Here is a 23180-nt window from a genome sequence, read left to right as displayed (position 1 = left end):
AAGTATGAAAATTATTTCTCAAAGTTTTGCTGGAATAACAAACAGTTTTAATAATTTTCCCGCTTAAGACTTGGCAGGGTCAATAAACTAGGGTCAATATCCTGTAGTTTGGCACAGCCGCTAAGTGCCATTCCCACATTTAACTCATCTTGTAGCAGTGAGATGATATGAGATACGCCGATTTGTCCTGCTACCGCTAGTCCCCACAAAATAGGTCGTCCGATTAGTACTGCTTTTGCCCCTAATGCCAGAGCTTTAAGAATGTCTGTGCCCCTACGAATGCCTCCATCTAACAGTACTTCTACATTATCATCTACTGCTGCTACTATTTCAGCTAGGGCTTCTATTGAAGCGATCGCACCATCAAGTTGTCTACCGCCATGATTGGAAACAACAATTGCTTTGGCTCCGTATTCTACAGCCCGCACAGCATCATCTCCCCGTAAAACGCCTTTGATGACTAAAGGTAACGGAGACAAGGACTGTAACCATTCCAAATCATGCCAAGTGACTGCTGGATTTAGCTGTTGGGCAAAATAGGTAAATAACCCAGATTCGCCTTTTTCATGGGAAATATCTAATCCTGAGATGGTGGCAAGATTAGCCAGATGTAAGTCTTGGGGTAAAGCAAACTCATTACGTTTATCTCTCTCGCGCTGTCCGAGAACAGGTGCATCTACAGTTAGACAAAGTGCTTTATAGCCTGCTTTATAGGCTTTTTCTACCAAAGCACGAGTCAACCCCCGATCTTTATGAATGTAAAGCTGGAACCATCGCAGAGAATCTGGAAACTGATTACATGCAGTCGCCACTTCTTCAATGCTCTTTGTTGCCATTGTACTTAATACCATGCCTACACCAGCTGATGCAGCAGCTAGGGCTGTGGCAACTTCTCCGTCTGGATGGGCTAGACATTGAAAAGCCATCGGCGCAATTAACAAAGGTAGTTGCAGGGGTTGTCCTAAAATGGAGGTAGTTAGATTGCGATCGCTCACATCGACTAAGATCCGAGGTCGCAGCTTGACTCGCTCAAAGGCAGCACGATTATCTCGTAATGTGATTTCGTCCCAAGCGCCACTGCTATAGTAATCAAGTGTCGTTTGAGACAGGCGCTCTTTTGCTAATTTTTCGTACTCAAATAGGTTGATGGGTTGAAAGCGATCGTTGTTGGAAAAGTAGGTAGACATCTTCTAGAGGAACCTATTTAATAATTCGTCCCTGGATAGTTCCAGCAATAAAGGAGTAAATTCCTCTGGAGATAATACCAATAAAGGTTCAATAATTACTCTGAGTTCTGTATCTAAAGAACCAAAGCGAACTCGCAATAAATTTTCTATAACATTACGACGTTCCGCTTGAATTCCTTCTTGTTTAACTGCTGCTAATTTTTGTTCGTAAATGGGTGATAAGCGCATAATTAAATCTCTGTCCTCCTCGTCTATATTTTGATTGAATTCTAAGGTAGTCTTTAAATTCAATAATAAATCAATTGCCTTGGAACGTAAGGGATTATTTTGAGAAAGCGCTTCTAGTTCATCTATGGCTTGTTGTTGGACTCTTCCCTTACCTAAAATTCTCAACCATAGTGTTTCTTCTGTACACGGTAATTGATGAATTGCCACAATTGCTGTTCTCAAATAGTCACCTAAAAAGTGTACTCCTATTCCCCAATTGTCTTCATCTAGCTGAGTTCTAAAACCATCCAAGATGGATTTAGAAGCTGTAGGTGAAAAAATCCATAGGCGTGGTAAATCTGATTCTGTAATCCGACTTTTATCACTTTTCCTCTGACGCTTTACTTCAGCGAAAATATCAAATAGCTTATTTATACAGCTACGAATTTCCGCAATTGTAGCCGCATTTCTAAATGGTTCAATTAATGCAGGTTCAGCCGCAAATTTTCCTAACAGTCCTAATTCTATTGTATCGCTTCCCGATTCGAGTGAAGGGACAAAATAAACATCAACCTCTCGGATTTCCGCCGGAACTTTCCGACTTGTTTCAACTTCTCCCAATGGTTGTAACAATTCTTTAAGATAGTCTTTTGCGAACTGGTCGTAGGGAAACCTGGTCATTAGCTGATTTTTTGGCTGTACCAATATTTTATCTGAGTGCGTAGACATATACTTCCAGAACAGCTTGTTGCCAGACATCAAATTTATAATGCCTTAAGACTACTACTAAAGCTTTACTAAATATTCTGCATTTCTGGTGAAAAAGAATTGTTTTGACGTAGCACTGCTACGTCAAAACAAGGATTCTGGGTAAAGCATATTTAATTTCTGGAAATGTCTAGTAGATAAAAGTACTTGCGATTAGTAACTCTACCAATTGCGCCATCCGCCTTTGGGTGCAACTTCATTATTAGTAGACTTCAGTCCGTGACTTTGCAACAGAGTTTGATATTCTGTGCTACTTGCCCAACGGTCAATTTCTCGCGCCCGTAGCACTGGCACTGGATGGGTTAATTGGGCTGTACGGGCAGCTTTCACCATTTCACCTAGTTCTGTCTTACTAATATCATCGTAAGCGCGGGCTTGAGCCACAAAGGCATCGAGATTCAGTTGTGGCGCTAAGGTGGGGGAACCACCTGCCAACTTCATCAACACTGACATGACAACTTTGGGATCTTGGGTTGCTAGTAATGCGGCGCGATCGCAGGTAAACTCAGCACAACGTACCCATTCTAAAAGCTGTGCCTGTATGGCTTGGGCAACGAAAGTGCCAACATTGGGCACAATTGCCGCAGCTAATATTAATAAATTTACAGGAGTCAAGTAAACACTATGATCGCACTTGAGATGCCCCAACTCATGGGCAATTACTGCCTGTATTTCCTCTGGTGTGAGCATATCAATCAGGGAAGTGTGTAGCACCACAAAGGGCTGCTTACCCCGCACAGCAAAAGTATAGGCGTTGGGAGCCGGATGTTGCCGGACATACAACTGGGGAGGATCTATGTCCAGGATTTTACAGGCATCTAACAACAATTTGTATAAATCGGGCAGTTGCTTTTCACCCACCAGAACACTGGAGGCAATATTTTCCACGTAGAAAACCTGCTCTGCCATTGGCCCAAGCCAATTTCGCACTAACATATCTATGCCTGGTATCTGCTTGAGCGCTCTGGTAGCTTCCAGGTCTAATGGATGACGAAATGAGTCAGCTTTTAAACCAATCAGCGGGGTTTTGAAGAAGGACATAGTGCAACAAGCTATAAAAAACACAACTATGGAATCTGGCTGGATAGATAAACAGCCTCCCACAGTTAGTATAACGATTTCAGTAGGGGGTTTCCTTTCTTGCATACTCGTAACTTTCGGTATCACCCCTTTGCTGCATACGCCTACCGACGAGCAAACTCTGTCCTTTAGTGTCCGTTGCAGTTAATCTTGATTGGACACACTAATTCACGCTCGGAAAATTCAATGCGCTTTGGTTTTTTTACTTTATGTGTTCTCGCACTAGCAACAACAAGTGGGCACGCCGCTCAGTCTCCCAAGATCCCAGCACTGGTGATGACCAGCCCGGATTCCGCTTCTGCCAACTACGAAGATAAATGCAGCAACGGCAGCAACCAAGACCAGTTTAATCGCGATCGGTTTCTTAAACTTATGCTTGCTGATAAAAAATCAAAGCTATCTCAACTGAAAGTAGCTCTCCTCAATGAAATTAAACAAAGTGGTGATGAGCCACGAGGCGAGGGTGTCCATATTGGTGAATGGAATCAAACCTTCCATGACCGAAGTGGTTGTGGCACAAACACTAACAGTTACTCAGCATTTGTTGTCACCGTAACTGGTGGAAATGCAAACCATACGGTCGTGAAATACCTGGTCACGATTGATGACGACGATAACGCAGGCAAAAGAACCCTCAAGCTCCGCGACATCCGCCCAATTAACCTACGAAATGATAACTGACCGAACAAGGCAAAAGTAAAAAGTAAAAAGTAAAAAGTAAAAAGGCAAAAAAAATGATGAACCACTTTGGACGCATTGTTAATGCGTCAGCTTACATTGTTAATGCGTTAGCTTGCATTGTTAATGCGTCAGCCTGCATTGTTAATGCGTCAGCCTGCATTGTTAATGTGTCAGCCTGCATTGTTAATGTGTCAGCCTGCATTGTTAATGTGTCAGCCTGCATTAAAAACCCTACGTTTTTACGCAAAACTATACTAAGCATAAAGCTAGAATTAGTGACACGATCAAAGGAGATCGTTTTTTTGTTGTCACTATGAAGATATTAGTACTGAATGCCGGATCGAGCAGCCAAAAGAGTTGTCTGTATGAAATTGCAGATGAAGCTCTCCCCAGCCAAGCACCCCAACCTCTTTGGGAAGGGAAAATCACCTGGACTCAAGATCGGGGTGTGGCAGAAATTGAGGTGAAAACTGTTTCGGGTGGAACGCTGCAAAAATCAATCTCTGGTGATTCCCCACAGGCGCACCTCACCTATATGCTCAATACACTCGACCGTGATGCTACCAAGGTAATCGATCGGTTGTCCGAAATCGATGTGGTAGGGCATCGGATCGTACATGGTGGACAGGATTATCGAGATAGTGTGGTAATTACGGAGGATGTCAAAAAGGCGATCGCAGGTCTATCTAACCTTGCTCCAGCACATAATCCAGTGGGTTTGGAAGGCATCGAAGTAATTGAAAAAATCTTAGGAGATGTCACCCAAGTAGCAGCCTTTGATACCGGATTTCATGGCACTTTACCCGATGCAGCAGCAATCTATCCCGGCCCATATCAGTGGGTAGAGCAAGGTATCCGTCGCTATGGGTTTCATGGTATTAGTCACCAATACTGTTCTCAACGCGCTGTCCAAATTCTCGGTAAAGATGTCGCATCTGAGAGGTTAATTATCTGCCATCTGGGTAATGGTTGCTCTTTAGCAGCGATTAAAAACGGTCGCAGTATTGATACTACGATGGGATTCACGCCCCTAGAAGGGTTAATGATGGGTAGTCGTTCTGGTTCAATTGATCCGGGACTTCTGATTTACCTATTGCAGTACTGTAATTACACTGTAGAAGGATTGAATCATGTATTAAATAAAGATTCTGGGTTAAAGGGAATTTCGGGTGTATCTAGCGATATGCGCGAGGTGAGAGAAGCGATTGCTCAAGGTAATTCCCGCGCTCAACTGGCCTGGGATATTTACGTGCATCGCTTGCGTTCTGCGATCGGCGCAATGCTTACTAGTTTAAGTGGATTAGATGCTTTAGTTTTTACAGCAGGTGTGGGTGAACACTCTCCAGAAATTCGCCAAGCCGCCTGTGAAGCCTTTGGATTTATCGGACTAAAAATAGACCTTGAAAAAAATCAACAGCAGCCTGTGGATGAGGATATTGCTACACTTGATTCAGCAGTGCGGGTATTAGTTATTCATACTCAAGAAGATTGGGCGATCGCTCAACAATGTTGGCAACTTTTGAAACAGTAAAAAAAAGAATTACTAAATTTATTATTTATATACTCAAAATGATAGGAACCGACGGATAAGCAGTTTCCCAACTCGTGGCCCGGTAAAATTTAAAATATGCTCCGCAAGTTTTGGAGCGATAAGTGACAAAAGTGGTAATAATAACGCACTAACATTTTTAAAGCCGCTAGTAGCACCAGTAAAAACACTAGGAATAAGACAAATTAGCGACCATGCCCACCAAGTTATAAATTTAGAGTTGATAGAAGTACGTCTTTGCAGTTGACTGACAAGTACATAGCGGGTGGTTGCAAATAATATAGTGAAGCCTATCCAAGCAAATATTAATAGCATCAAATTTGCTGGATACAGATTGTAGACTACTAACGCAGCAGGAAACAGCGAAGCTACCTCCCAAACTAGCAGATTTAATTTAGTCCGAAAGGAACTTAATACTTGTTCAGTCAGCCAATAATGAGCCGAGATAATTATTGAGCAGTTGGAATTCTGCATGAAATTCCACTTAATTTTGTTAAAAATATCACCATGAAGAAGAATAGTGCTTTGTAAAATGATGTCTTCTTCTTCATAAGTATCTAAATTTGATTGATGCTGCTGATAGTAAGAATTAAAGGTGACTCCAGGCTGTAACGCTATTTTGTCCCGTGCAGTTTTACTCAAAAATAGTTTCAAAAAATTAACTATCACAATCAAGTAAAAAAATTTATTAAACTGTTTTTCGGTAATTTGCTTTTTGTTTTCAATTACAATATTTTTGCTGAAGCAGGCGTAATACCAGAGAGAAATTATCAGCTTTGGTGGAATATATAGAGAAATACCAATTTTTTGCGCTTGCTGAATCTGTTCTATAACTCTCTCATTTAGGTAAAAACTACACTGTCCTTGATCAACCTTAAGTTCAAAGCGATCGCCCTGAGGAACTTGTAGAGAAAGGGAGAGTGCAACATCAGTTTGGCGATCTATTTTTGTTATATCAGCGTTCATTATCGAGATAAATTTGCGATACTTTGTACCAAACTAATCAAAAAACTAAATGTTCCACGCCACTGCTTCTCACCAGAAACTACTCCTTGATTATGTGTATTAATAATTAAGTTTTTAGCGTCTTCAGATAAACTAAACAGTTCTTTATGATAACGAGTGATAATATCTCCATCTATCTGCATAACAGTTTGAGCATAAATAATATCAATTTTGGTACTTGTAACATTACTACTATCAAGTGCAGCTTTCAGTTCAGTCATTTTACGTAGTGTACGAACAAATCTAGCATTATTTAAAAGTCTTTGAATTTCTTTAAAATTTTCAATCCAATCTTCTTGGTTGTTTCCATCTTTATCATCAAGAACGGGAGTTGGAGCAGGTAGTATTGGTTCAGCTAGCTTCACATTCTTTTCATCGGCTTCAACAAAGTTTTGTTGATATTTCTTTGCGTATTCAAGCCTCTGACGATATCGTTTTACTCTATCATCCTGCGGATTATAAAAACCTGAATCCTCCTCAAGCAGAAGGTAAAAATATTCTCTTTCAAGTTGATCAAATAGACTTTTATAGCGCTTACGCAGTTCTTGAGCTTGAGAACCTTCTTTTGGAATCCCTTTGGCATCAAAATAATCTGGGTCATGTATAGAATAAATCTCTTGATATGCCTCCCAAGCATTAAACTTTGAAGCATTAATCCTATCCACAACCATCGTATTTACTTCTAAAGCTGTAATATCAGAAACTAATGTCTGTACAGACCATACTAAATTGTTTAACAAGCCTCTAGCTTTGTTTTGAATATCTTCAGATCGAGTACCATTTCGGTTGTCAGCCTGAATAACATTTCGGTCTTTAATTTTAATCTCATTAGACATAATGTTTCATCCTCTTATAGTTCTGACTAATCTGGCTGTAGCTTTGTGTTGATAGCTAGATATACGCAAATGAACCTAAAGATGTTGCTAGTACAGCACGGCGCAAATAAACAGACCATTTCAAATGGCGTAAGAGCTTGAAATACAATTCTTTTGACTTCCGTCTTGCGGTACTAGGCTGCTGTCGATGCTTTAGTTTGAATGAGTAGTTAACAAATAATGCTTACAGTTGTGGTTTTTTGTGAGATTTAACTATTTCCATCAAAAATCCATACAATTTTTCCACGCTTTCTATATTCTTGTGAATAATCTCCCGACTGTCTTTAACTTGAGTTAAATGAAATTCGCGAATTTCTTTATAGGGGCCACTATCAGTAAATTGACTCCCAATTTCATTTTCGATATCCCCGTTAACAAGATTAATCCGAGTATATATTCGATTTCCTGGTTTAGCGGATGCCGATGTTATCTCATTTTGTGACTGCTCTGATGATTCTGCAACCCAAGTAGTGATTTTTAAATCAATCACTTCAACGATTACTGTTTTGATAGCATTAATAACTTCGTCAACATCCAGTCCCTTTTTATCAGCATTAAGATTAGTGACTATTGTTTTAAAATCACTGTTTCTTGCACTAACAGCTAGTCCGTTACTTTCCAAGTTATCTGTAATTACAGTATTTACCATAATCTTCTAGAGAGAAAAGATTTAAATTTCAACAAAATCTCATTTTATATGATGTTGGAAATTTTACCAGTTTTGCTTAATAAAACTAAGTAAAAGCAAAAAAGCTTTAAAATTTTCAGAACTTGTTGTTCAAAATACTGGCAGTAATTTAAGCAAAATTTATACTTTAAAACACTAAGTATTGAACTTGCAGTAAACACTTAGTATTTTGTACTGAGTTTGATAGTATACCTATTTTCAGGTTTATTTAGGAAAAGATATAGCAATCTATGCAGGAGTTACAAGCAAAAAGATCCCTGACTTATTTAAGAATTCAGGGATCTGAGGCTATCGTGGAAAGTAAATCAAATAGGATTACTATAGACTCGTTTACTTCTAGTTGTTACCAAAGAGGAAAGTAGCGGCTTGCAATCAAACATTACAACCTTGAAAAAGTCTCTGTTTATTCGCTACATCACCACTAAACTCTTCTAACTAAAGGTTTTTTAATCTGCTTGATTATGGATGTTATTCTATTTACTCTATTACTGTGTAATTATACATAAAGCATATTATATACAATAAGTTATATACAATAAGTTGCTTATGCCTGGGAAAACGAGAAAAATATGTTGTTGTTATCGCGTAAAGCTATTACTACACCTTTTTTAATTTGTGCATGTATTTTAGGAGTTGGCTTGATTCAATTTTCCCAATTGCAAAAACTAATAAATCGCAAACAATCCGCCTCTATAGAAACTCTAGAAAAAGAAATAAAATCTGAAAATCTCCGTCTAAAAGTTCTCCAAAAAATGCCTAGTTTTAGTTATGATAACCTCATTGGAGATTTAGTATATCTCAAATTTTTACAATATTTTGGAGATGATGAAGTTCGGGATAAAACAGGTTATAGTTTAAGTCCAGAATATTTTGAAATCATTCTAGAACGTGACCCGCGATTTTTAGCAGCCTATCGCAGCCTTTCTGTCAGTACTTCATTATATGCTGCTATGCCAGAACGCGCGATCGCAATATCAGAGAAAGGCTTAAAATCACTATCTCCATCGGTTCCCGAAAAGTCTTATTACGTGTGGCGTTATAAAGGAGTTGATGAGTTATTATTTTTGGGAGATGCTAAAGCTGCCCAAAATTCTTTTGCAACGGCGGCAAAATGGGCGAGCAAATTTTCAGATGTAGAAAGTCAGATGATCGCTAATACTTCTCAAAGAACTGCTGAATTTCTGAGTCGAAATCCTAACAGTAAATATGCTCAAATTTCTACCTGGGCAATGGTTTTAAACAACCAGGCTGATGAGAGAACTCAAAAACGTGCAATTAGACAAATTGAAGTTTTGGGAGGTAAAGTAATTACAACTCCTGAAGGTACTCATCAAATTATATTTCCCCCTAAAGATTAAATTATTAGTCATAACGCAATCTGTTGAATTTTTCTCACACATGATTTAATAGGATAATAATGATATCAATACAATTGGCTGAATCTGACTTTCACATATTAGGGTGTTTTGCTGTGATTTCCCAGTTGCGCCCTCACCTTAAGCCGGCTAAGTTTGTAGAACAAGTTAGATATCAAATGCAAGAAGGATATAAACTTGCATTTTTGGAAGTAGAAAAGCAAGCTGTAGCGGTCGCTGGATTTCGGATTTATAGTTGTTTATCATCGGGAAAGCTAATCACTAACCACCATCTGAATGTCGAGGCCGATCGCGCTCCTCAAGATTTTTATCAGAAGTAGATGTAGATATGGTTGGTTGCTCGTGGTTGTCGAGATAAACCTCTGTTTCATAATTGAACCCGCCGTACTCTAAATTACCTGCTGGTACTAAACGGGAACGGGTACGACGATTAGACCAGAAAGCACCTCCCATGAAAGCAACTGTCGCCAGTGCTACTCCTCCACCTGCTGTTAACCACAAGGGTAGTGGGAAACTGTTAGTTTTAACTTCAGTTTCTTCTGTATGAGAACCACCTTCTTCGTTGGGTTCTTCTTCTTCTGGTTTACTATCACCCCGCAATGATTGAGCATAAAGTTGGGGCGCACGTTGGGTGACGATCGCATCTCCTTCAAACAAACCCGTCTTCACCTCAACCATGTCCCCAGAGGTTTGACCCAAGGTCACTTCCGCAGATTGGAAAGCATTCCCATTTTGGACGTAGATCATTTCTTTCCCATTCGCATCGACTACAGCTGAGCTAGGAACCGCCAAGATAGGTGCAGATGATTGGTTTGTTAGTACCTCCAATTCTGCAAACATTCCAGGTTTGAGTTGTCCGCTTGGGTTATTTACTTCAGCTTGTACTGGGACAACCCGTGTTTCCCCTTGTACTACCGCACCAATCTGTGTAATCTTTCCAGAAAAGGTACGGTCTGGTAAGCTAGCAACTTTTAGACTTACTCTTTGACCTACTTTTACTTTGTCTAAATCTTTTTCATAAATATTGGCTGTGGCAAACACCCGACTATCATTGACAATAGTCATGAGTGTGCCACCTGCATCATTAAAAGTTTGACCAAGGGTAACTTGGCGATCGGCAACTTTACCGGAGATGGGAGCAGTCACTGTCACCAATCCCTTGGCGTTAGGACGGTTCCCTATTTGTTGCAGTCTAGTATTATAAGCAGAATCACTAAGACGTAAACGCTCTTGTGCTACTTGAACAGCAGACTCAGCGCGTTTCATTTGGGCTTCGCTTTCAATGATATCTCGTCTGCTGTTGGCTGAGGTGAGTTTGGCTTTTGCTTCCGCTAATTGTGTTTGAGATTCGAGCGCGTTGCGACGTGGTAAAGCGCCTTCATTAGCTAACTGTAAATCCTTATTATATTTTTCTTCAGCAAATGCTACCTGGCTTTGTGCTTGGGCAATGTCGGCGTTAGATATTTGTAAATATCTTTGATAATTTTGTTGAGCTAATCTGGAATCGGCTTGCGCTTGCTGCAAAGAAGCTATAGCTTCCGCTCGTTTTTCTTGGGAACTCACCCGTAACTCTATCAAGTCGGGACTGGTGACAACGGCAAGGGGTTGACCTTTTTTGACTACAGCACCGGGTTCCACTAACAATTCAACCACTTTTGCCCCTGTAATTGGGGTATTCACTTCTACTTTTTGGCTAGGTAAGGTTTCAATCTGTCCAGTACTTTTGATACCCAAAGCCAGCCGTTGCCGTTTCACTGGCTCGACTTTAATTCCCAGCCTCTGGGCAGTTTCGGCATCAACTTCGACAGAACCACTTGCTTTGCTTCCAGCACCCTGAAATGAACTTCCACCGGTATGATCGTGTCCAGCACCAGCTAACACAGCCGTGGGAGTTGTCAGTAATAAAAGGCTCAGGAGTGTGCCGGAAACACAACGGATTACTGTAGGTGGTTGGAGACTGTTAGAGATTCCCATCGCTATTTTGTGTCCTTGAGTTACTAAGTTACTATGGTGTAGGTTTGTGCTTAGACGTTGGTTGACTTTTTAAGCGGGATTTCGAGAACCGCTTTTGGCAAGCAAGCGGTTTCGCTCTTGGAATTTGTTCACGAAGCCAACTTAACCACTTAACTTAATAGTTTTTCACACAGATATGAAATTGAGATGAAATTAGGACGAGCGATTAGAATTCAAGCAAAAGTTATTTGTATTTGTTGGTAATGAACATATAGCAAGGTATCTACTGGCATTTGCTCTCCAACAGAAGTCAGCTTTGACAGCTAAATAAATGTCGCAGTTTCTTTTATCTACACCTAAATTAGTCGATTTTTTTCGCTTCTCTCAAGATGTAAATTTAGGTAGGATATTTGATAAAGTTAGTATCTCGCGAACGCAAAGCAGTAGAATGTAAGTGACAAGTAATCAAAGCTGAAATTGAGGCGTTGATTTTGGGAACCAAGCAGCCCCTAGTTAGCTGTCTGAGTTTGTCTGGCGATCGCGTATTGCCTGTGATGACATAGAGGCGATCGCTCCCTGCATATAGCAATCCTAAATGAGTTGTGAAAATCGAGAGACTCAGATCCCCGACTTCGTAAAAGTTGTCGGGGATCTTATTGTTCACGAATGATTCGCTACTCGACTGAATCGATCAAGCCATTACGAAAAGAATAGACCTGATCAAAGCTCGATTTATGAATTATAACTGTACAGACGGGCTATGACGCTCCTAACTATTTATTTGCATTATGATATACAAACCCCCTCAACAAAAGCTGTTGAGATGGATTGCATTGTTCCTAATTGGAACATTTATGCAATTTTTGTTTTACATCCCGACACCAGTCTTATCCCAAAATTCCAATAGCTGTAGTAATATTACAGCCCCGCTCACATCTGAAGAACAAACTTATGCTCGTGCGGCTTGGCAGTATTTTGTCAAAAATTATCAGCCAGCAACGGGATTTACCAATTCTACTGGGGGTTATCCTTCGGGTACACTCTGGGATATGGGTAACTACCTGATGGCGTTGAATGCTGCACGCTGGTTGAATCTTACTGACCAAGCAGACTTTGATTCTCGCCTCAATAAGTTTTTGACGACTCTCAACACCCTGAAGTTATTTGAAGATGCTTTGCCAAATAAAGTTTATAACGCGGCCACTGCACAGATGGTTGATTATGGTAACAATCCATTAGAGCGGGGTATTGGTTGGTCAGCTTTGGATGTTGGGCGAATACTGGCTGCTTTTGATGTCATCCGTACCTGTCATCCGCAATATAATGAATGGCTCAAAGGGATTGTAGCAAAATGGCAGGTGGCGCGATCGCTCAAAGATGGACAACTTTTTGGCGCTACTGTTCTCCCTGAAAACAAAACGCTACTGGTGCAAGAAGGACGACTCGGTTACGAAGAATACGCCGCTAGGGGTTATCAACTTTGGGGTTTCTCTGCATCCAAGGCTATTGCTTTAGAACCGTTTAAGTTAGTCGAAATTAATGGTGTCCAAATTCCCATTGATACCCGTGACTTTCAAAGCACCAATGCTAATAATTATGTTGTGAGTGAGTCTTATATCCTGGATGGGATTGAATTTGGCTTGCAAGGTGAGTTAGCTGATTTTGCTGCCAGGGTTTTAGATGTCCAAAAACGGCGTTTTGATACCACAGGTCAGTTAACTGCCGTCACAGAAGATAATATCGACCAAGCACCTTATTTTCTCTACAACACCGTCTATGCCAACGGTGTCAACTGGGCAACTATTACCGATGGCAATCAACCTTATCCACAGTTTCGCAGTATCAGTACAAAAGCTGCTTTTGGCTGGCATTATCTATTTCCAGATAATGCTTATGCCCAAAAAGTTTTTGATGTAGTTAAGGATCTCCGGAGTCCTGATGATGGCGGTTACTATGCTGGTATTTATGAAGAATCAAAACAACCCAATAAAGCTTTGACAGGTAATACTAATGGATTAATTTTGGAGATTTTATACTACAAAGCTAGGGGAAATCACCCTTTAATTGCTTCTGGTTCTGCGAGTGTTTCTAATAGTAAGCCTAGTGAAAATGCTTCTTCAGTAACACCCGCAAATCAACCGAATTCTATTGTTAAGACTGCGATCGCAACTCCTACAGACAATTCTAAACCGACAGAAGTAACCATTGCACCGATTCCACCAGTGGGTAGTCCATCATCTAACCTGAAGCTAGATCGACCACTGACGGTTATTGAACGGCGTTATGCAGAGGCGGCTTGGCGATACTTTCAAGCCAATTATCATTCTAAAAATGGGCTGATCGACGATCGCAGTGATTTCAAAGGCGCGACTCTTTGGGGATTGGGAAATTATCTCGCAGCCCTCCATGCAGCGCGATCGCTCGATATAATTACCCCCAAGGAATTTGACGGGCGCACTCGCCATCTTTTAGCAGCCTTGACAAAGTTACCATTATTTGCAGGTGAATTGCCGAGTCGGAGTTACGATACGCGATCGCTCCAACCAGTAGATTATGGTGGAAATCCTATTCCAGAAGGAAACGGCTGGTCAGCTTTAGATTTAGGGAGAATGCTGGCAGCGCTTTACAACTTAAAAACCTGTTATCCAGAATACACGGTTGCGGTAGATAAAATTGTGCTGGATTGGTCATACTTGCGTGTGGTGCGCGAGGGTATTCTCTCCAGTGCCACTGTCACCAAAGAGCAAGATGGGCGATATCTCACCCGCGTTAACCCAGAAATCCGCTTGGGTTATGAAGAATATGCCGCTCGTGCTTTTCAATTATGGGGGTTTAATCTTGAGCGTTCTGCTGTTGGGGGTGAATATCAAACTGCCTTAGTGGAAGGGGTGAAAGTTCCAATTCAACGCCATCGCACAGATACTAATTCCAAAGTTAACCAATACACTGTTAGCAATCCTTTTGTACTCTATGCACTGGAGTTTGGACTAGATCCACAAATGCGATCGCTCTTTGAGCCAATTTTCCAGGCGCAAGCCGAACGTTATCGTCGCACCGATACCCTCACAGCCTCAGCTACCACCTTGATTGATCGTAAACCTTACACTGTCCACAGTACAATTACTGGACAAGGTTCACCTTGGGCAGCTTTAGGAGATGACGGTCAAGCAGTACCAAAAGGACGATTGGTCAGTACAGCGATCGCTTTTGCCTATCATGCCCTACTTCCAGAAAACAAGTATAGTCAAGAATTACTCCAAGGAACGACTGACTTATATAATCCATTAGCTGGATTTTATGAGGGCTTCTACGAAACCACCGGCAAAACAGCAATTGGTTTCACTAGCGACACCAACAGTATAATTTTGCAATCCTTGCTATACAGCGTGACAAATCGACAACCCTTAATTCGTCCGACTACCACCACGAACTCTCTTTGGTGGCAAGCTGTCACCGAGGGAAATTCTGGGCGGGGTCTACCTAGCACTGCCACACAACAAACCAAGTTAATTTCTGATAGTTCTAGAAGTTACTGGGTTTCAGATCGTGAAAATACCCATTAGACATCTCCGAAAAAGAATGTAGAGATGTAGCACTGCTACGTCTCTACAAGGGTTCTGGATAACGCATATTTAATTTATGGAGATGTCTATTTAGTAACTGGTACAAAATAACAAAATTCTGGTAAAGACGTAGCACCACTACGTCTTTAGGGAACTCCAAGAAATAAATTATCCAATAATATTGTAGGGTGGGCATCTTGCCCGCCCAGTTTAGTGTCGCCTACCCCACAAGAGCTAATTAGATATTTTTTATCGTAAATTAAAGGGTTTAAGAACCTGCAATCTACATATAGCACCCATTTCAGTCGGGGTTTGTCTTGAGAAATCGCTCCACTTGGGCTTTGCCCAAGACCGCGTTTCTCGCTAAATCCCCCGTTAGCGCTAGCGTAAAGCCTTCTCTACGAGAGGCTCCGCCAACGGCATGGCAACGCTATGAGCGACGGAGGAGCGTCAGTTGCCACAACGCGGGGAACCCGCGCAAGGCACTTCTCTTCTCTACGAGACGCTACGCGAACGTCTGAAATTTCTTTAATTTTGAATTTTGAATTTTGAATTGTTAATTGTCAGTCCCTTACATCCGATTTATACCTCAATTCAGCAATGCCAATTTTGGGTTAATCGAGAATAAGTTGTTAGTTACAAATTGAACTAGGGAATACTTATTTTGAGGGGGATGCAGATACATTAACTATCGGTACTCAAATGACTTCAGCTTCTATTATTGATAATTCCGCAAACTTTTCCGGTAACAGCCGCTCATTACTCAAAAAAAGAACCCTGTTATTTCGTTATCTAGCAGAAATCAATTTAATTTTTGGCATCTGGTATTTGCAATGGCGCATCACCCACTCCATCAATTTTGATGCCCTCTGGATTTCTATTCCTTTGCTGATAGCAGAGATTTATAGCTATTTCGGTGGCGTAATGTTTGTAATTGGCTTATGGCGACCCTTAGTCCGACAAATTAAGTCTCTCGACCAAATGACTCCACCTATACCCAGAGCCGACTGGCCAACAGTGGATGTGTTTGTAACCTGCTACAACGAGCCACCGGAAATTGTCGAAGAAACTGCTAAAGCCGCCCTAGCAATGGATTATCCACCCATAAGGTTACGCGTTTATGTGCTGGATGATGGTAACTCGGCTGATATGCGAGCGATGACCGAAAGATTGTGTATTCAGGATTTGCAGTCTGCACAATTACAGAAAGAAGTAGTGCGAATTGATGCAGAACGCTCTTATTTGTTCGAGCGCTTGAAGCAGCTGGAAAATCTCACAACTAATGCTCAAGCTGCTGAACAATGGCTGCAAGCATCATCAAAATCAGTAGTTAAGGATTCTGCTGCTGGATTTGTGCAAAGTCTACGTCAGTTAATTCTTTGGCTACCTCCCGAACATCATACTATTAGCGATTCTCCTGCAAAGACGCTACGCGAACGCCTAATGAGCGAAAGCAAAGCCTTACAAGAAGCTATTAGCAAAAAAGAAATAGAACTAGTTGAACTCGCTCGTTTTCGCTACATTGCTCGTCCCAAACCAGCTGGTGTACCGCATCATGCGAAAGCGGGTAATCTCAATTATGCGATTTTTTCGGGAGAAACTTCAGGACAGTTTCTTCTTACCCTAGATGCTGACCATATTCCTAAACCACAATTTCTCAAGCGAGTTCTGCCTTATTTCTATACCTATAATCTTTTCACAGGTAAATACGAACAGAATCAAATTGCTTTTGTTCAGACCCGCCAAGATTTTTACAATATTCCTCCAGGCGATCCTTTTGGACATCAAGCAAATTTGTTTTATGGGCCACTTCAACAAGGTAAAGATGGCATGAATGCCGCTTTTTATACAGGCACAAATGCGATTCTGAGGCGAGAAGCACTGATTAGTGTGGGACTACAACATTTTGCTGATGAGTTTGCCAAAGATGAAAAACGTCTGAATGAATTTCAATTAATTGGTGGCGTATCCAGCAACAGTATTACAGAAGATATGAATACAGCGATGCGTCTGCATGGTGCTGGATGGAAATCTATTTATCATAATGAACTTCTAGCAGAAGGTTTAGCACCAGATGACCTGAGTTCTACTCTGAAACAGCGACTACGTTGGGCACAAGGAACTATCCAAGTGCTATTGAGAGAAAACCCGCTCACCAAACCAGGACTAAGTTTTTGGCAAAGGTTGCACTATTTTAAGACGATGTATAGCTATTTTTCTGGTTTTGCAACTTTGATTTTTATTTCTTGTCCAATTATCTATTTTTTTACGGATATTATTCCAGTTAAAACTTATGGTCCTGACTTTGCCTTACACTTTTTTCCCGCTTTTATTATCAACCGTCTGACTTTTATATCAGCCACTTGGGGTATTCCAGCTAGAGAAGTTTGGCGCTCTGAACAATATGCGATCGCTTTATTCCCCTTATTAATCCAAGCTGTATGGAGTGTATTTACAGGACAAAAACTCAATTTTCAAGTCACACCTAAGCAACGGCAATCTGGCATTTATCTCCGGCTGGTTTGGCCACAATTAGTTGTCTTTATCTTGACCATTTTAGGAATATTATGGAGTCTTTATAAATTTGCAATTGGTCATCTGAATTATCCTGGCGTTCACTTACTCAATGGTGCATGGGCTATCTATAACTTATTGCTTTTGTCGGCTATCATCCGCGCCTCTGTTTGGCAACCTCCAAAAGAGGCCTAATTAAGAGTGCTGATTTACTTGCAAATTCAATCTATAAAAAACAGCTATGAACACTTATTCAGACTTAAACAACTCTAGTCAGCGAAATGTCTTAACAATTTATGCTCATGCTGATGATGAAGTTCTACCTGCTGCTGGTACTCTCAGTTTGATGTCTAAAGCAGGATGGAATGTTCATTGCTTAATTTTGACTGATGGCGGTCTTTCTAGTTCGCCGATTAAAGGTACACGTCATCAAGAAGCAGATGCAGCGGGTAAAATTATCGGTGCAACTTACGAGTTTCATGCACTTGAAGAGTGCAACTTCTCAACCCAAGCAGTAATAAAAGTTACTGAAGAAGCTCTGGGACGTTGGCAACCCGATTTGATTATTACCCACGCACCACAACCAGAAAAATATGGACATAGAGATCATGAAGTATGTGCGATCGCAGTTTCTAATGTTGCTACCCGCAAAAACATACCTCTATGGTATTCAGCACCGCCTGTTTTCTTACGTGGTTTTGAACCCAATTTTTTTGTAGACATCACCTCTGTAATTGAAGAAAAAGTTGCAGCTATTGGTTGTTATGAATCAGAGTTAAATAAAGCATTTATGCAGCTTGATGCCATACTGGTTTTATCGCGCTTTTGGGCACGAGAATTAGGTCAAAAAGATGGCTATTTTGAAGCTTTTGAAATTTCTCGGCAATGGGTTGATGCTAGCTTTTTTACTGCCATAGCAAATAATAGCAATCCCCAAGTAGTAAACCAGAGCTAAATGCATACCAACACAAAAGCATTGCTCTATCTATTGCGGTTTACCTGATGTCAATGCCAAAATATAAATACATAGTTCTCAAGCCAGAAAATAGGAAAATACAACCATGAGTTTGAGTGTAAAAATACTAGAATTGTCTGGAATTTTAGATGGTATTAGAGGTAATGAATTACGTCGTGAAGTTAGCGATATTCTGGCAGCCGGAGCCGATGTTTTGTTGCTTGATATGAAAGAAGTAAAGTTTATTGATAGCTCTGGTTTAGGTGCTTTGGTATCGGCAATGCAAATGGTAAGAGCTACTAATAGCAAACTGTTTGTTTGTTCGATCAGCGATCAAGTCAGAATGTTATTTGAATTGACTAAAATGGATAGAATTTTTCAAAGCTTTGCCGATCAAGATGACTTCAATCGCCAAGTATTGGCAATACAGTAAGCTGCTAGACAATGCCAAATTTCAAGCTGTATACAGCATATTTTAGGTAAATGAGGTACAAAATTTAGTAAAAAAGCATATATCAAGAGACTTTCAACCCTATTCCCTATTCCCTGCTGTCTTTGACTATACTAACCAAAGTTAACTTTTACTAAAGATAAATCATCATCAAGATTATCTTGGTTATTTAAGGTGAGAATCTTCGCTAATAGTTGATTAAGATTACAAGTATCTTTCTGACTATATTTGGTTAGTAAGTCAATGAAAGCATCAATACCCCAAATTGTACCATCTGACTGATTAATTTCATAAGCACCATCACTAAAGATGTATAGAGTGCTGTTTGCCTCAACCTCAAAAGCAGCATCCTCAAATTGGACTTCCGGTAAAAAGCCAATTGGTAAATCTAAAGAAATTAGTTGTTTAACTTCAATGCTGTTTGTAGAGGTATTAGATAACAATAAACCTGGTGGATGTCCGGCGTTAGCATAAATGAGTTGACGTTTTAGGCGGTGATAAACTCCATACCAGATTGTGAAGTATTTATCACCATGCTTCTTCATTTGGAAGGCATGATTGAGTGCTTTCAAAACTTCACTTGGTTGACAAAAGTTAGTGTTAGGTAGAGATTGCGATCTCAAAACATTTAGCACCGATACAGATAGAAGGGCTGAACCCACCCCATGACCTGATACATCCAACAAATAAATTGCCAAATGATCCTCGTCAATCCAATGATGGTCGAAGCAATCACCCCCTAGTTGTGCTGAGGGAATAAACAGATTTTCTGTAGTTACCGATCCTACAAGTGGTGAGGGTAAAAGCGATCGCACATAAGCAGCAGCCTCAGATAATTCTGCTTCCAAAATTTGCTTTTGAGTTTGCAAATCCTGATTTAATGTCTCCAAAACTCGCTTTTGACTTTGTAAATCCTGATTTAGCTGGTGTAACCTTAGTCCTGCTCTTACCCGTGCTTTCAATTCATTCATCTCTATTGGTTTAGAGATAAACTCATCCGCTCCAGCGTCAAGTCCCCTAACTCTATCTTCCTCCTCTCCTCTAGCTGCTCCTCTAGCCGTCAATAGAATAAAAAAAGTAGTTGCTAATTCTGGATCTGTTCTAATTCGACGACACACTTCTAGCCCATCTACCTGAGACATCATCCAATCACAGATAATCAAAGCAGGATGTAGCCTTTGTGCTTGTATAATTCCTTCTTCGCCATTGCTGGCTACAGTAGTATCATAACCCTGCCTTTGGAGTGTGCTTTTCAGTACTGCTCGCACTGTCGGGTCATCATCAATAACTAGAATTTTAAACATAGATTAGACTTTATGAAGTAAAATTATCGGTAATATAGTTGCTTTAATTCAAGTTATATGAAATTCAGATTTTAATGTATAGTAAAATTACTCAAATTAATAAATTAATTAACGAATATGATGATTTTAAAATATTTTATTAGTTAAGAAGTGAATAAGAAAATTTATCTCCAAGTTAACACAGACCTGAAAGCTTCACCTCAAGTTTTATCTTGGTTTGAGCAGATTAATCAACCACCTATTCTTGATAAACAAATTTGGTGGCAATGTCAAACGCTGATTATAGAAGGCTTTACTAACATTGTTGAACATGCCCACAAAAATTTACCTATTGAAACTCCCATTGAGATAGAAGCTGTGCGGTTAGATGAATACATAGAAATTCGCATCTGGTCTCAAGGCGAACCCTTCGACTTAGAAAAAAAATTGCGTCAAACATCTGAATTTGAAGAAAATGAGCAAGAGCGCGGGCGGGGTTTAAAAATCATGTCCGCCATTGCCGACAAGTTGAGTTATGAGCCGACAGGAGATAATCGTTACTGTTTATTTATTAGTAAATCTTATTAAAGATGCCGATGATAGGTGTAGGGAATGTGGGTAATAACTCCTAACTCCTAACTCCTAACTCCTAATTAAAAATTCTTGGATACGTTTAAGAAACTCTTCTAACTCTACGATTAAGTCAGTTGTACCTCGACGCTCTTGGCCGTAAGCTAGTTGTTCTATTTTTTCTGCTGCTAGACGCATAGTTGTGATTCCCATATTGGCACTCGAACCTTTAATTTGATGTATTTGGAGCGCTATTTGCTTAAAGTCATGAGTTGCGATCGCTATTTTTATGATCTCTAGACGAGGTTCAATATCTTCAACAAACATTTGCAGTAGTTCTAATTCAAATTCTGGGTTGTTTTCTGAAAGTTGATGCAAGCGTTCCCAATCAATTGGGAGGTCAACTAAATCTACATTTGTTGTAGAAACTGTCTGCTCTGTGGTATCTGTTTCTTTTGCTCTGAATATGACATTTTTCCAATGCTCAAGCGTCGCCGCCAAATCTTCTTTCATCACCGGCTTGCTCAAATAGTCGTCCATTCCGGCATCTAGACATATTTGTTTGTCTTGTTTCATCGCATTAGCTGTCATCGCAATTACTACCGGACGACGACCACTAGCAAAGCTGCTTTCTTGCCAACGGTGAATTTGTTTTGTGGTTTCCAAACCGTCGAGAAACGGCATTTGGCAATCCATCAGAATCAAATCGTAAGGAACTTTTTCTAATAGCTGCAACGCTTCTTTCCCATTATTAGCGACATCAGCACTGTAGCCGAGGCTTTGGAGTTGCTTCAAGGCTATTTTCTGATTTACCAAATTATCTTCAGTTAAAAGAATTCTTAATTTATGGAATTCAGGAGACGGGGAAGAATCGGGGACGCTGAATAACTCCTGACTCTTGGAGGCCAGTTGCTTCACTTGGGGAGACTCGATCGCACAGAAGACAGTATTGGCTGTTGCTGATTCCTCTGGAACAACAGAGGCGGCAATCGTAAAGTAAAATGTGCTACCTACACTAAGCTCACTTTCAACCCAAATTCTGCCACCCATTAACTCGCACAGTTGCTTGCAGATGGCAAGACCTAACCCAGTACCGCCATACTGTCGATTAATGGAGGAGTTAACTTGACTGAAAGCTTTAAATAAACGCTCCAGGCGATCGCGTGGAATTCCAATGCCTGTATCTTTAACACTAAACTGAATTTCGTCAATATTTACAGCAGAATGATTAATATCGCTATTCTTGCGGGTTGTAACTGAAACTTCTATGCTTCCAGTTTCGGTAAATTTAATCGCATTACTGATTAAATTAATCAAGATTTGGCGCAGTCTGGTGATATCTCCCACAATCGTAGTAGGAAGCTCAGGAGTATCTAAAAATGTGAGTTTTAAACCTTTTTCTCTAGCTGTCGGCGCAAGCATATAAAGAGCCTCATGAATGCAATTTCGCAAAGCAAAAGGTTCTGCTTCTAGTTCTAAGTGGCCAGATTGAATTTTAGAGAAATCAAGGAAATCGTTAATAATTTTGAGTAAGGAATTTCCATTTGTATAAATGGTTTCAACAAAATCTTTCTGTTCAGCAGTCAATTCAGTATATAGCAACAAACTAGCCATACCACTTACTGATGCGATCGGAGTCCGAACTTCATGGCTAATCATTGCTAAGAATTCCTGTTTAGCAAGTTCTGCCTGTTTTCGTTCAGTGATGTCTCGCAAAATGTAAACATAACCTTGAAAATGTTCAATTTCTGTTTTGACTATTGAGGATGAGAAAGCTACAGGAATTGTTTTACCACTTTTGGTATAGCAAACGGTTTCTACCTCTTTTACTAAAGTATTTATGTCTTGACTGTTAGATATATCAATACATTCTATATCTGCAACTATCAGTGGATAGTTATTCACTTCTCTAATAACTTTTGTGATAGATTGTCCAATTAGTTCCGCCTCGTTGTATTGCAATAAAATTTGTGCAGCATAATTGATTTTTTTTATCTGGCCTGATAGTGTGGTAACTAACAAAGCGTCTGCCATTGATGTCACAATTTGGTCAATATATTGTTTAGAAGCCTTTAAGTTACGTAGCAAAAGATTTGCTTCATTTGCACCTTGAAACAAAGATTGCTCAAGAACCATCCGTTCTGTTGCATCTTCGACAACAATGATGATTCGATTCCTAGAATTGTCTTCTTGGATATTATTAGTAATCCGAATATCAATATACAAGGGAGAATCTGAATCTTGCGATCGCATAATTCCCTTTAATTCAAAATTATCTTGCTCTCCGTGTCGAATTGCATCGAAAATATCTTCAAGTCCCTCTAATTCGGGAAACACAATCCTAATATCCTGACCAAAATTCACTTCATTAGGAACATCAGCAAAATGATTTGCTCCCAAAGACATCTCTAGAATTTTGAAATTTTCATCAATTATTAAATATTCAATACCACATATAGATAATAGCTTTGTCAA

The 23180-nt window shown here is 40.2% G+C and carries 20 protein-coding genes; 9 read left to right on the top strand and 11 right to left on the bottom strand.

Features of this window, described 5'->3' with window-relative positions; all coding sequences use genetic code 11:
* Positions 1-47: 47 nt before the first annotated feature.
* The 3 genes from V7L07_RS06835 to V7L07_RS06825 all read right to left on the bottom strand — a co-directional run bounded on the left by V7L07_RS06835 (position 48) and on the right by V7L07_RS06825 (position 3203).
* Complete coding sequence (locus tag V7L07_RS06835; RefSeq protein ID WP_335056213.1) at positions 48-1187, bottom strand: alpha-hydroxy acid oxidase; 1140 nt, start codon at positions 1185-1187, stop codon at positions 48-50.
* Between the two features lie 3 nt (positions 1188-1190).
* The gene (locus V7L07_RS06830) at positions 1191-2075 is read right to left on the bottom strand and encodes a hypothetical protein (RefSeq protein ID WP_335056422.1); all 885 of its coding nucleotides are present in this window, start codon (positions 2073-2075) and stop codon (positions 1191-1193) included.
* 249 nt (positions 2076-2324) lie between these two features.
* Complete coding sequence (locus tag V7L07_RS06825; protein ID WP_190943730.1) at positions 2325-3203, bottom strand: M48 family metallopeptidase; 879 nt, start codon at positions 3201-3203, stop codon at positions 2325-2327.
* Between the two features lie 315 nt (positions 3204-3518).
* Here V7L07_RS06825 and V7L07_RS06820 point away from each other — a divergent pair, with 315 nt between their 5' ends.
* Positions 3519-3923 carry a hypothetical protein gene (locus tag V7L07_RS06820; protein WP_335056211.1) on the top strand — a complete coding sequence of 135 codons (405 nt, stop codon included), beginning with the start codon at positions 3519-3521 and terminating at the stop codon, positions 3921-3923.
* A 91-nt stretch (positions 3924-4014) separates the two neighbouring features.
* On the opposite strand, the gene V7L07_RS06815 is transcribed toward V7L07_RS06820, so the two are convergent.
* Entirely contained in the window at positions 4015-4185 is a 171-nt protein-coding gene (locus V7L07_RS06815; protein ID WP_335056209.1) for a hypothetical protein, read from the bottom strand.
* Between the two features lie 51 nt (positions 4186-4236).
* On the opposite strand from V7L07_RS06815, the gene V7L07_RS06810 reads away from it, so the two are divergent.
* Positions 4237-5454, top strand: a complete 1218-nt coding sequence (locus V7L07_RS06810) for an acetate kinase (protein WP_335056207.1) — start codon at positions 4237-4239, stop codon at positions 5452-5454.
* 33 nt (positions 5455-5487) lie between these two features.
* On the opposite strand, the gene V7L07_RS06805 is transcribed toward V7L07_RS06810, so the two are convergent.
* From V7L07_RS06805 to V7L07_RS06795, 3 genes are all read right to left on the bottom strand, one after another.
* The gene (locus tag V7L07_RS06805; protein ID WP_335056205.1) at positions 5488-6438 is read right to left on the bottom strand and encodes a hypothetical protein; all 951 of its coding nucleotides are present in this window, start codon (positions 6436-6438) and stop codon (positions 5488-5490) included.
* Positions 6438-7313: a hypothetical protein gene (locus V7L07_RS06800; protein ID WP_335056203.1), complete on the bottom strand. Its 876-nt coding sequence runs from the start codon at positions 7311-7313 to the stop codon at positions 6438-6440. The genes V7L07_RS06805 and V7L07_RS06800 overlap by 1 nt, the downstream gene beginning before the upstream one ends.
* A 223-nt stretch (positions 7314-7536) precedes the next feature.
* Positions 7537-8001, bottom strand: a complete 465-nt coding sequence (locus V7L07_RS06795) for a hypothetical protein (protein WP_335056201.1) — start codon at positions 7999-8001, stop codon at positions 7537-7539.
* Positions 8002-8609: 608 nt separating this feature from the next.
* Between V7L07_RS06795 and V7L07_RS06790 the strand changes: the two genes are divergently transcribed.
* Both V7L07_RS06790 and V7L07_RS06785 read left to right on the top strand, forming a co-directional pair.
* The gene (locus V7L07_RS06790) at positions 8610-9398 is read left to right on the top strand and encodes a hypothetical protein (protein WP_335056199.1); all 789 of its coding nucleotides are present in this window, start codon (positions 8610-8612) and stop codon (positions 9396-9398) included.
* Positions 9399-9457: 59 nt separating this feature from the next.
* Positions 9458-9736: a hypothetical protein gene (locus tag V7L07_RS06785; RefSeq protein WP_335056197.1), complete on the top strand. Its 279-nt coding sequence runs from the start codon at positions 9458-9460 to the stop codon at positions 9734-9736.
* Here V7L07_RS06785 and V7L07_RS06780 read toward each other — a convergent pair.
* Together V7L07_RS06780 and V7L07_RS06775 are read right to left on the bottom strand one after the other, a co-directional pair.
* Complete coding sequence (locus V7L07_RS06780; protein ID WP_335056195.1) at positions 9678-11390, bottom strand: efflux RND transporter periplasmic adaptor subunit; 1713 nt, start codon at positions 11388-11390, stop codon at positions 9678-9680. The two genes, V7L07_RS06785 and V7L07_RS06780, sit on opposite strands and share 59 nt — an antisense overlap.
* A 376-nt stretch (positions 11391-11766) precedes the next feature.
* Positions 11767-12033 (bottom strand): hypothetical protein, encoded by a 267-nt coding sequence (locus V7L07_RS06775; RefSeq protein WP_335056193.1) that lies wholly within the window; start codon positions 12031-12033, stop codon positions 11767-11769.
* A gap of 190 nt (positions 12034-12223) precedes the next feature.
* Between V7L07_RS06775 and V7L07_RS06770 the strand changes: the two genes are divergently transcribed.
* From V7L07_RS06770 to V7L07_RS06755, 4 genes are all read left to right on the top strand, one after another.
* Positions 12224-14932: a DUF3131 domain-containing protein gene (locus V7L07_RS06770; protein ID WP_442936016.1), complete on the top strand. Its 2709-nt coding sequence runs from the start codon at positions 12224-12226 to the stop codon at positions 14930-14932.
* 702 nt (positions 14933-15634) lie between these two features.
* Complete coding sequence (locus V7L07_RS06765) at positions 15635-17641, top strand: glycosyltransferase (protein WP_335056189.1); 2007 nt, start codon at positions 15635-15637, stop codon at positions 17639-17641.
* Positions 17642-17687: 46 nt separating this feature from the next.
* Positions 17688-18401 (top strand): PIG-L deacetylase family protein, encoded by a 714-nt coding sequence (locus V7L07_RS06760; protein WP_335056187.1) that lies wholly within the window; start codon positions 17688-17690, stop codon positions 18399-18401.
* A 106-nt stretch (positions 18402-18507) separates the two neighbouring features.
* The gene (locus V7L07_RS06755; RefSeq protein ID WP_335056185.1) at positions 18508-18834 is read left to right on the top strand and encodes an STAS domain-containing protein; all 327 of its coding nucleotides are present in this window, start codon (positions 18508-18510) and stop codon (positions 18832-18834) included.
* 131 nt (positions 18835-18965) lie between these two features.
* Here the strand turns inward: V7L07_RS06755 and V7L07_RS06750 are convergent, their stop codons facing one another.
* Positions 18966-20156, bottom strand: a complete 1191-nt coding sequence (locus V7L07_RS06750) for a SpoIIE family protein phosphatase (protein ID WP_335056183.1) — start codon at positions 20154-20156, stop codon at positions 18966-18968.
* Between the two features lie 150 nt (positions 20157-20306).
* Between V7L07_RS06750 and V7L07_RS06745 the strand changes: the two genes are divergently transcribed.
* Positions 20307-20723, top strand: coding sequence for an ATP-binding protein (locus tag V7L07_RS06745; protein ID WP_335056181.1), 417 nt, complete (start codon positions 20307-20309; stop codon positions 20721-20723).
* A 54-nt stretch (positions 20724-20777) separates the two neighbouring features.
* On the opposite strand, the gene V7L07_RS06740 is transcribed toward V7L07_RS06745, so the two are convergent.
* On the bottom strand, positions 20778-22841 hold the full coding sequence (locus V7L07_RS06740; protein ID WP_442936019.1) for an ATP-binding protein: 2064 nt from the start codon (positions 22839-22841) through the stop codon (positions 20778-20780).
* Positions 22842-23180: the final 339 nt, after the last annotated feature.

It is taken from the genome of Nostoc sp. (assembly GCF_036916985.1).
Taxonomy (GTDB): domain Bacteria; phylum Cyanobacteriota; class Cyanobacteriia; order Cyanobacteriales; family Nostocaceae; genus Nostoc.
Note: the sequence above shows the minus strand (reverse complement) of the source record. Positions and strands in the feature narration are given on the sequence as shown.